8 protein-coding genes and 5 pseudogenes are annotated in these 10,189 nt (G+C 62.3%); 7 read left to right on the forward strand and 6 right to left on the reverse strand.

The genetic code is table 11. The annotated features are described in order from the left end of the window. Positions 1-99 precede the first annotated feature (99 nt). The 3 genes and pseudogenes from GGD62_RS40150 to GGD62_RS40160 all read left to right on the forward strand — a co-directional run. A pseudogene (locus GGD62_RS40150) lies at positions 100-291 on the forward strand (transposase domain-containing protein); the annotation flags it as partial. A 29-nt stretch (positions 292-320) separates the two neighbouring features. After that, complete coding sequence (locus tag GGD62_RS40155) at positions 321-911, forward strand: YecA family protein (protein ID WP_183714750.1); 591 nt, start codon at positions 321-323, stop codon at positions 909-911. A gap of 85 nt (positions 912-996) precedes the next feature. Beyond that, complete coding sequence (locus GGD62_RS40160; RefSeq protein WP_183714761.1) at positions 997-2,184, forward strand: IS256 family transposase; 1,188 nt, start codon at positions 997-999, stop codon at positions 2,182-2,184. 21 nt (positions 2,185-2,205) lie between these two features. On the opposite strand, the pseudogene GGD62_RS40165 reads toward GGD62_RS40160, so the two are convergent. Continuing rightward, a pseudogene (locus GGD62_RS40165) lies at positions 2,206-2,577 on the reverse strand (transposase); the annotation flags it as partial. A gap of 240 nt (positions 2,578-2,817) precedes the next feature. On the opposite strand from GGD62_RS40165, the pseudogene GGD62_RS40170 reads away from it, so the two are divergent. Then, positions 2,818-2,991: pseudogene (locus GGD62_RS40170) on the forward strand (transposase); the annotation flags it as partial. On the opposite strand, the gene GGD62_RS40175 reads toward GGD62_RS40170, so the two are convergent. After that, positions 2,961-4,532, reverse strand: coding sequence for a recombinase family protein (locus GGD62_RS40175; RefSeq protein WP_312014339.1), 1,572 nt, complete (start codon positions 4,530-4,532; stop codon positions 2,961-2,963). The pseudogene GGD62_RS40170 and the gene GGD62_RS40175 sit on opposite strands and share 31 nt — an antisense overlap. Further along, positions 4,529-4,810, reverse strand: coding sequence for a recombinase family protein (locus tag GGD62_RS41375; RefSeq protein WP_312014340.1), 282 nt, complete (start codon positions 4,808-4,810; stop codon positions 4,529-4,531). The genes GGD62_RS40175 and GGD62_RS41375 overlap by 4 nt, the downstream gene beginning before the upstream one ends. 143 nt (positions 4,811-4,953) lie before the next feature. Between GGD62_RS41375 and istA the strand changes: the two are divergent. Together istA and istB are read left to right on the forward strand one after the other, a co-directional pair. Next, positions 4,954-6,495 (forward strand): annotated as a pseudogene (gene istA / locus GGD62_RS40185) (IS21 family transposase). A gap of 16 nt (positions 6,496-6,511) precedes the next feature. Next, on the forward strand, positions 6,512-7,273 hold the full coding sequence (gene istB, locus GGD62_RS40190; protein WP_183714753.1) for an IS21-like element helper ATPase IstB: 762 nt from the start codon (positions 6,512-6,514) through the stop codon (positions 7,271-7,273). A 54-nt stretch (positions 7,274-7,327) separates the two neighbouring features. Here the strand turns inward: istB and GGD62_RS40195 are convergent, their stop codons facing one another. Together GGD62_RS40195 and GGD62_RS40200 are read right to left on the reverse strand one after the other, a co-directional pair. Continuing rightward, positions 7,328-7,627, reverse strand: a complete 300-nt coding sequence (locus tag GGD62_RS40195; RefSeq protein ID WP_246800565.1) for a recombinase family protein — start codon at positions 7,625-7,627, stop codon at positions 7,328-7,330. Next, a complete protein-coding gene (locus GGD62_RS40200) occupies positions 7,617-7,787 on the reverse strand; it encodes a hypothetical protein (protein WP_210318081.1) in 171 nt (56 codons plus the stop codon). Before GGD62_RS40200 ends, GGD62_RS40195 begins: the two co-directional genes overlap by 11 nt. 641 nt (positions 7,788-8,428) lie before the next feature. Here GGD62_RS40200 and GGD62_RS40205 point away from each other — a divergent pair. After that, a pseudogene (locus tag GGD62_RS40205) lies at positions 8,429-8,689 on the forward strand (transposase); the annotation flags it as partial. Positions 8,690-8,691: 2 nt separating this feature from the next. Here GGD62_RS40205 and GGD62_RS40210 read toward each other — a convergent pair. Continuing rightward, positions 8,692-10,074, reverse strand: a complete 1,383-nt coding sequence (locus GGD62_RS40210) for an IS110 family transposase (protein ID WP_183714758.1) — start codon at positions 10,072-10,074, stop codon at positions 8,692-8,694. Positions 10,075-10,189 lie beyond the last annotated feature (115 nt).

Below are 10,189 nucleotides of genomic sequence, written 5' to 3' on the forward strand. Positions count from 1 at the left end.
CGAGCACGACCAGGTCTCGGCCAGCGTCAGGATGGAATGGATATGTTACTCGAACTTCGTTGCCCGGAATCCCTGCATTATGCAGCCTCTTCGGAAGGCGGCGCCGAGAGCTGGGCCATCCTGGCCTCGCTCGTGAACACCGCAAAGCTCCATGAGCTCGATCCGCAGGCCTATCTGACCGACGTGCTGGAGCGCATCGTCTCCGGGCGAACTAAGAGCCATCAACTGCACGAGCTGCTCGCCTGGCACTGGAAGGCGGCGCGCCAGCGCACCGCACAGGCCGCGGCATGAGCCCGCGTCGTCATAAAGCAGCGTCGTCGATGGCGGCAGCCGCAATGCCACTTGAGGAACTCGAGCGATGGCTGCAGGCTCGCGTCGATCAGCATCCTGCCGCCACCAATCTCCCCATGCTCGACGGCTACGTCGCCGCAATCGTGGCCGGACCGGTGTCGATGAGCCCACTCGACTGGATCTGCCCGCTGCTCGCGATCGATGCCGATGCCTTCAACCACGGCGGCACCCCGGAGTTTGCAGCCATATCGGCCGTCGCGCTGCGCCACAACGACATCAGCAACACCCTCTCGACCGCACCCGACAGGTTCGCGCCGATGCACCGGCCCAAACCCAGTGGAGACGTCGATCCGCGACCATGGTGCCAAGGCTTTTATGCCGCGATGCGGCTCAAGCTATCGGCGTGGGCGCCGTTGCTGGACGCCAGTAACGTCAATCACGGCCTACTTCTGCCCATCCTGCTGCACTGTCGCGACGATCAGGGCCGTCCGCTGCTTGGGTCACCACGAAGCGGCCGCGAGACCAAGAAATTCCTGCGTAACGCCCACGCCGATATTCCGGCGGCGGTCGAGGCCTTGCGGCAATACTGGATGCCGATCCGCTACGCCCGCGCTCGCTGATCACCGCGGGCGTGGGAGCTCATACCGGTTACGATTGACGGCTTCTTCTAGAATGAAGGAGCTTTGAATGAACGATGGGAATGCCATGGGTCAGGTGATCCAAATTGATGAGGCCCGGATTCGAGATCACCTGGGCGAGATGGTCCGCGGGACGGTGGAAGAGACCCTGAACGCGATGCTGGAGGCCGAAGCGGACCAGCTGTGCGGGGCTGGGCGGTATGAGCGCAGCCCGGCGCGGCAGGACACGCGGGCAGGCAGCTACGAGCGAACGCTGCACACCAAGGCGGGCGACGTCAATCTGAAGGTCCCGAAGCTACGGCGGCAAACCTTCGAGACGGCGATTATCGAGCGCTACCGGAGGCGGGAGAGCTCGGTCGAGGAGGCGCTGATCGAGATGTATCTGGCTGGGATTTCGGTTCGGCGGGTCGAAGACATCACGGAGGCGCTGTGGGGCACCCGGGTCAGCCCGAGCACAGTGTCGAACCTGAACAAGAAGATCTATACCAAGATCGAGGCGTGGCGGAATCGCAGGATCGAAGGCGAGCATCCGTATCTCTACCTCGACGGCATCGTGATGAAGCGCAGCTGGGCTGGTGAGGTTCGCAACGTGTCGCTGCTGGTGGCCTCGGCAGTCAATGCCGAGGGGTTCCGGGAGATCCTCGGCATCTGTGAGGGCGCCAAGGAGGACAAATCCGGCTGGTCATCGTTTCTACGGCATCTCGTCGATCGCGGTCTCAGGGGCGTGCAGCTGGTGGTTTCCGATGCGTGCCGAGGTCTTGTCGAAAGCGTTGCGGATTATCTGCCGAAGGCACGCTATCAACGCTGCATGGTGCATTTTTATCGCAATGTCTTCAGCCACGTGCCATCGACCCGGGTCCGCGAGGTGAGCCACATGCTCAAGGCCATTCATGCCCAGGAGAGTCGCGCCGCGGCCAACGAGAAAGCCAGGGCCGTCATCGCGGATCTGCGGGCAAGCCGTATGGCCAAAGCTGCTGATCTCGTCGAGCAGGCGGTTCACGAGACGCTCGCCTACTATGCCTTTCCGGACATCCATTGGCGGAAGATTCGAACGAATAATCCGCTCGAGCGCATCATGAAGGAGATCCGGCGACGAACCCGTGTCGTCGGCGCCTTCCCCGACGGTCAATCCTGTCTCAACTTGGCGGCGGCCCGGCTGCGGCACATTGCCGGAACGGCGTGGTCGACCAAATGCTACATGAACATGCGACCGCTCTATCAGCCACAACTCTCTGAAACCGGAGCCGTCGCCTGATCAAAAGTGCGAAAGATTCTGGACAGTACCTCGCAGGGCCATAGTGCGCTGATCGGGTACCCAGACCTCCGGAAGAAATCCGGTGGCGTACAACTTCGCGAGCACGGCGGCATCAATCGCATCCGTCTTGATCTTTGCGTGCGCGATCAACCGCACCTGCTTCGGGTTGGCGATGACAACACGGTCGACATACGGCGCCAGAACTTCGACAACGGCCGCGGCATTGCCAGTCGCCTCGACGACCACGTGATCGTCATGGGTGAGTTCCTTCCTGGCGAAAGCCTCCAAGCTGTCACGAGTCATGGGAATGCGGCCGAGCTTCGTTAGATGTCCCTCGAGCAGCGCCACGACCTCGGCCGCCACGCGATGGATGTCCATGCCAATGATGCGCATCTCTCCCTCCATGGTCAGTGCGAAAGGGAGCTGCGGGCAACACGACAATTACGGATCCGCGCTCGCAGCGCATCCGGGCTAGTCGCAGGGGCGGCCAGATAACGACCTCGAACTCGCAGTTCATGTCAGTGCGACGGCCTGCCCGCACTTGCGTGCTCCCGGTGCCCCGAGGCCCGGATCGGTCTACGCTAATGGGCTAGATCGAGTCTGGAAACACGGGACACCGGCTACATCATGCCGGATAACGCCTTTATCGAAGCGTTCAATGGCCGCTTCCGGGTCGAATGCCTCAATGCCCATTGGTTCCTGTCGCTTGCGGACGCCCGGGAAAAGGTGGAGACTTGGCGCAGATACTACAACTGCGCATCAGAACACCCATCTGGCTATGTGATTGAAGAGAAGAGATTTTGTTGAGCGGGTTGCGATCCCGCGGGGTATTTTGGGTTCTGTCGCGCTCGTGTGGCGATAGATTGAGCAGCAGTTGTTATCAGCCAGGTGCGGGCGAGGATCCAAGGACCATCCGGCAGAGGATGGATGGATTCGATCTCGCCGGCCTCAGCGGCCAGTCGGAGCGTCTTGGGGGCGATCTTCAGGAGCTTTGCGGCGTTGCTAAGGTTGAGCCATGGCTCGATCCCGTCCTCGGCGGGCTTGAACACCGGGATGTGGTAGTTCGAGCGCATTGATGTGACGCGCTCGCGGGTCCAGCGATTGCCGTTACCGGTCTTGAGGCCGTTGCGATTGAGGAGGCCGGCAATCAGATCATCGCTGGCGATCAGCACCAGTTGACGCACGGCCTGGACGATATCGGCAGAGGTGCTGTTGCGCTGTCCGCGCCGGCGCTTCGGCAAGCGCAACTCGCTGTGGGCGCCCCCCACCCAATGGACCACGAGAACGATCTCCGAGGCCGCGTCGTCGATATCGGCCACGACCTCATGGATGAGGGTGCGCACAATGCGCTTCTTGAGGCGAGCATCCGTCGTCTGCGCATCCCAGACCGTTTTGAGGTTCGAGGCCAGAACGCCGAGCGAGGCTGGATCAGCAAGGGGCGCGGGCATCGCCGCATCATGCAGGGTGATCTTGGCCTCAACCTCCGCCGCGTGAGCGAGCGCTCTGTTCCAGCGGGCTTCCAGCTCACTGGCCACCAGCCGGTTCGCGGGATCAGCGGCATCGTATTGCCGGAAAGCCCTGTCGGCGGCATAGCGCGCCGCTTCGAGCTCGCGACTGAGGGCATCGCGTACCTGATCGCGCCGTTCCCTGGCTCCCTGGGCGGCAGCGGTTGCGGCAGCGACAGCGCCCGGACCGACGACTCCAAGCAGTGCTTCCTCGATGGCGTCATCGACGCGCAGTCCGCCGAAGGCGATGCAGTGGGCCCCGCCATTGTCCATCCAGGCGCGGCTGCAGCTGTAGCGCGGGATATGGTTTTCCATGCCGGAGTACCGGAGTGTGAGCTTGCGACCGCAGCGCTTGCAGCGGATCAGACCGGCCAGCAGCGCGTCACCATGCTTGGGCGCGCCGTGATGCCGACTGGTGGGAACATTGCTGCTGATCATGGTGCGAATCGCCTCGAACTTCTCCCAGCTCACATACCCTTCGCGAGTGTTGGGCTTCAGCGTCAGCCATTCGTTTCGCGCCTTGCGGCGGATCTTCACGCTCACGCCCGCGGTGCTGTATCCCGCCGCCACAGCTGTCTTACCATAGGCATAGCCGCCGCCGTAGACCGGGTTCTCAATGATCCGGCGGATGGCAGAGTAGTTTGGTCGCCGCCAGGCCGTGGCGCCGTTGGTCTGCTTCGCCGGCAAATCGAGATTGTACTCATGGAGCCAGCAGAGCGCCTGTCGCGCGCTGCCCAGTTCCTCGACCTTGTCGAAGACCAGCTTGATCGCTTCCTGGACGCGCCGATCCGGGTCTTTCTCATAACGGTCGCCGGCCTTCACGAAGCCGACCGGCGCTGTCACAACCAACTCGCCCCGGCGCGCTTCTCGGAGCGGGCCGAGAGCGAGCGCCGGCGCAACAGATCCAGCTCGTACTCGTTGAGGCTACCCTTGAGCCCGAGCAGCAGGCGGTCGTTGCCGTGCCTTGGCGCATAGATGGTCTCTTGATCGACCAGAATGGTATCGACCACGCGGCACATCTCGATGAGTTGCTGCCAATCCCGGCTGTTGCGGGCGAAGCGCGAGACCTCGCGGGCGCAAACTGCCCCAACTGCATGTTTCGCGGGATCGTGAGCACGGATTTCAGGGGATCGTGAGCAGAGATTTCAGACGATCGTGAGCACGGATTTCGCGGGATCGTGAGCAACTTTTCCGCGGCTCAACCCGCTTCGGCCGACAACTCAACCGGCTTAGGAACTGCCTCGTCAGTGAACGAGGAAGGCCTATGCCCACCCAGAGATTGTCGATGCGCCGGATCAAAGAGGTTCTCCGCTTAAAACATGTTCAAGGCTTGCCGGAGCGAGCCATCGCGCGCACCCTGGGCATCAGCAACGGCGCCGCGCACAGCTATCTGCGCCGAGCCGGGGCGGCCGGGCTGAACTGGCCGTTGCCGGCCGGAATGACTGACGAAGACCTGGAGCTGCTGCTTTTCCCTGCGCCGAGGCCTGCATCGCAGAGCCCCCAGCGGCCCGTTCCCGACTGGGGCTATGTCGACAAGGAGCTGCGCCGGCGCAACGTGACCCGCCGACTGCTGTGGGACGAGTATCGCGCCACCCATCCCGATGGCTTCGGCTACACCTGGTTCTGCACGACCTACGAGGCCTGGAAGGGGCGTGCCCGGCCTTCGATGCGGCAGACCCATCTGGGCGGCGAGAAGGTTTTCGTGGATTTCGCCGGCGACACCATCGACGTCATCGATCCCTCAAACGGGGAAGTGCAGTCGATGAAGCTGTTCGTCGCGGCGATGGGCGCCTCCAACTATACCTACGCCGAGGCCTGCCCAAGCGAGGGGCTCGCCGACTGGATCCGGGTCCACATCAACCTTTTCGCCTTCCTCGGCGGCGCGCCGACATTCGTGGTCTGCGACAATCTCAAGGCCGCCGTCACCAATCCCGACCGCCACGATCCCGGCCTCAACCGAACCTATGCCGAGATGGCGAGCCATTACGGCACGGCCATTCTCGCAGCCCGGCCGCGGCGCCCAAAAGACAAGGCAAAGGTCGAAGTTGCGGTGCAAGTCGCCCAGCGATGGATTCTGGCGCGGCTGCGCAACCAACGCTTCTTTTCGTTAGCGGAGCTGAACGCAGCCATCAGAATACTCGCCGTCGAACTCAATGCCCGGCAGATGCGCGACTTTGGCGCCAGCCGCACCGAACTGTTCGCCGAGCTCGACCAGCCCAAGCTCACAAAGCTGCCGGACCAGGCTTACGCTTTCGCACGCTGGAAGCGATGCCGGGTCGGCCCCGACTATCATATCGAGATCGATGGACACTAGTATTCCGCACCGTATCGGCTCATCCGGGAGCTCGTCGATGCGCGCATCGACGACAGGACGGTCGAGATCTTCTACAACGGCCGCAGGATCGCCAGCCACGCCCGCGCGCCCAACCGGCGGGGCCACACCACCATCTCCGACCACATGCCCAGCGCCCATCGGCGCTACGGCCAATGGACGCCCGCCGGAGTGATCGCCGCCGGCGAGCGGATCGGTCCGTCGACCGCCGCCTTCTTCCAGGCCGTGATCGCGGCTCGGCCGCATCCCGAGCAAGGCTTTCGCACCTGCCTCGGCATTCTGTCGCTGACCAAAAGCTACAGCGCCGAGCGCGTCGACGCGGCCTGCCGACGCGGCATTCTGATCAAGGCGCGATCCGTCGCCTCGATCCGCTCCATCCTCCAGAACGGCCTGGATCGCACCTTTCTCGACGAGCCCTCCGAACCCCAACCCCTGCGCCACGGCAACATCCGCGGCCGGGATTATTTCCACTGAAGCCAAGGAGACTTGTATGCTCAACCATCCCACCCACGAACGCCTGATCGAGCTCGGCTTGAGCGGCATGGCCAAGGCCTTCGAGGAGCAGCGACGATCACCTGATCTCGAAGCCTTGCCGTTCGAAGATCGCATCGGCCTGCTGGTCGACCGGGAAGCCGCGGAACGCGACACCAGGCGGCTCACCACGCGCCTCAAGCTGGCCGCGCTTCGCCAGAATGCCTGCGTGGAGGACGTTGATTTGCGCACGCCGCGGGGTATCGACCGGGCCGTCTTCGCCAAGCTCGTCAGCGGCGACTGGATCGATCGCCACGAGAATTTGCTCATAACCGGAGCGACCGGATTGGGCAAAAGTTGGTTAGCCTGTGCCTTCGGCCACAAGGCCTGCCGCGACAATCGCTCGGTTCTCTATCATCGCGTCCCAAGACTGTTCGAAGCGTTGGCGCTCGCGCGAGGCGATGGGCGTTATGCCCGCTTGCTCAAAACCATTGGCCGCGCCCAGCTTCTGATTTTGGACGATTGGGGATTGTCGGTGCTCACCGCCACCGAGCGGCGCGATCTACTGGAAATCCTCGAGGACCGCCATGGCCGCGCCTCCACCGTCGTAACCAGCCAACTCCCTGTGGACACATGGCACGAAGCTATCGGAGACCCAACCTACGCCGACGCCGTCCTAGATCGCCTCGTCCATAACGCTCACCGCCTCCAGTTGGCCGGCGAAAGCATGCGAAAACGCAACGCCAAAACCATCACCCTTGACGAGCAGCCAGAACGCTGACTCTATCACCGCCTCGGCCGGAGCGGGCTGCTCACGATCGTCTGAATTCGGCGCTCATGATCGCGCGAAATCGCTGCTCACCATCAGTGAAATATGGACCCCAACCTTGCCGAGGCAGATCTCCGCCACCATTCGCTCGAATCCGGCACGTTGTATGCCGCCGGCGGCTGAACGACCGAGATCATCATCGATCACTTCAATCTCTGACCACCCGAGTGCCGTCAGCCGGTCTCGCATGGCGTATTGCAGCGCGCTGCTCTCGCGATTGTGCAACACCTGATGGGCCGAAGACTGACGCACGTAAAGAATCGCCTTGCGCTCCAGATGATGAGGCCTGACCTTGTCAGATATCATGATCGACCTCCTTCGCGGGCGGCGTCGCTGTCATCGCTGCATGGTCGAGGATCAACTGCGTCATCAGGCTCGTGAGCGCTGCCCGCGCTTCTGCGGGCAGATCCAGCCATGTGGGCGCGCCGATGGCGCCGTTCGACAGGCCACTCCCGAACAGATCCATCTGCTGCTGCGGCCGCGGTTGTCGATTGTGTCGGTATCCGCTCGCTGGCACTGCCGTCTGCCGTGACATAAGTCTCTCCCCGATTCTGGTCGTGAGAGGCTCTGGATGGGCCAGAAAGCAGGGCAGCTGATGGCGTTCGATCCTTCAACGCCAGATCGAGAAGCGTAGAGAGCGCAGAAAGTGCGTCAATGCTGACAAAGGGCTGAGCTGTCAAAGGCCCAGCGTCAGGGCATGCCGCCCGATCGAACATCCATGCCGGAACCTCCAACCATCGATCCGATTGTGATCCATCAAGAGAGCAGCGTAAAGCGACATCATCAGCCTTCTCGACGCTTCCATGAACGCAAACTCGGCGACCAAACCAGGGATGATGTCGATAAAGAACCTCGCGAAGAACGGTCCTGTGGGCGTTCTTGAGCCTTGTTGTACAACGAGGAGCGGCCCCATGGAGCCATCGGCAATCGGCAATCGGCCGCCGATTTTACTGCAAAATCACGCCGGCCAAACCAGCCCGCCAACGTGATAAGAGCGCAAAACTCTAGTTCTGGGTGGTCAGAGCTGGCTCCGGAAATCTGGACAGGGCGGTAAGTGGAGTTTCTGCCTGACGGCGGGCAAGATTGTCCCGCGAATCAGGAGAGACGATGAGCAGACGAGCCCGCCGGCAACACGCACCGGCATTCAAGGCCAAGGTGGCGTTAGCCGCGATCAAGGGCGAGATGACGCTGGCCCAGCTGGCTGAGCATTTCGACGTGCACCCGAACCAGATCACGCAGTGGAAGTCCCAGCTTCAGGAGGCGGCGGCCGAGGTGTTTGGTCCTGGCGGTGGCAACAGAACGAGCGAGTCCGCGGTAGACGTGAAAACGCTGCACGCCAAGATCGGGGAGCTGACGCTGGAGAACGATTCCTAAGAAACGGCATCGCCGACGGTCGGCTCTAAGGGCTGGAGAACGAAGCCGAATGCCTTGGCGCGCCGATGCAAATTGTTGACCACTCGCGTCCGGTAGCGCGTCTCGTAGGAAGAGGCCCCGGGATCGACATAGTCCATTCCGTATCGCACAGCATTGTAGAACAGAACTGCGATCTTGCGGGCAGTGGCGGTCACTGCCTTGGCCTTTCCGATGCGCGATGAAAGTCGCCTGTAAAAGGCGCCGAGCGCAGTATCGGTGCGTCCGACGGTGACGGCAGCAAGGCGCAGAAGCGCCGCCGCCCGGCCGCCGGATCGGCGCGTTCGGGACGAGAGCCTTTTGCCGCCGGAGACCTTGTTGCTCGGCGCCAGTCCTAGCCAGGAGGTAAAATGCTTTGCACTTGGCCACGAGGAGAGGTCGTCCCCGCATTCAGCGATCAGCTTCAGCGAGAGGTAAGGACCGAGGCCGTCGATCATGGTGATGTCTTTTCCCAGCAACGCGAACAGCGCTTCGCGGACGTCGAAAGCTAGAGCGTTCGCCTGATCGGTCCGATTCCGACGTAGCGAGGCCCACGGTGCTGGTCCATGGCCACGACCGCGATGGTTGCTCAGTTCCTTCAACACGACTTCGATCCGGGCGTCGCAGGCAGATGCCTTCTCGTGGTAGGTGTCGTAAAGGGCAAGTGCCTGCTCGAGCGCAAACAGATGCTCGGCGCGGTAGCTCCCGGTGAGCGCCTTCGCTATCGTCTCGGCACTGGAGTGGCAACTGTAGTGTCGCAAGCACGCCAGCGCCTCGGGATCGCGCTCGCCGGCAAGGATCGCGCGTATGATACGCAAGCCGGTCGCGCCAGTGATGTCGGCGACGACGTGGTGGAGTTGAAGATTCATCTCCGTCAAGGCCTTCTGCATATGCTGGATGTGTGAGGCCGCGTACTCCAGCAGACGCTCGCGCTGACGCACGTAGGCTCGCAGTTCGGCAATCTGCCCTTTGGGCTGAAAGCTGGCCCGCAGCAACCCGAATGAATGGAGTCGCTGCAACCATTGTGCATCGCTGACATCGGTCTTACGCCCCGGCACGTGCTTGGCATCGCGCGCGTTGACAAGGAAGACGGTAAATCCCCGGGCATCGAGAAGCTCGAAAATCGGAATCCAGTAGACGCTGGTCGATTCCATGACGACGGTCTCGACGCCGCATTCCGTAAACCAGTCGACCAGCCGATGCAGATCGGCCGTGAAGGTACCGAAACTGTGGACTGGCTCCGGTGCGCGATCTGCCCTAACGGCCGCCATATGCATGGTGGCGCCAACGTCGATGGCAGCCGCGTTCGGGTGCACCATCGGCATGTTACCGCCGCCTTTCGACTTCGATCTTTTCGGGTTCATCTGTGAGCTCCTCCTGACTCCGGCGGAAGGGCTGGGCTGCGCAATTCGTTCAAATTCCTAAACGGGATCGCCGAGATGGCGTCACCACTCTCAAGTGCGCAACAGCCCATGGACC

This window comes from Bradyrhizobium sp. ERR14, from assembly GCF_014198235.1.
Lineage (GTDB): Bacteria > Pseudomonadota > Alphaproteobacteria > Rhizobiales > Xanthobacteraceae > Bradyrhizobium.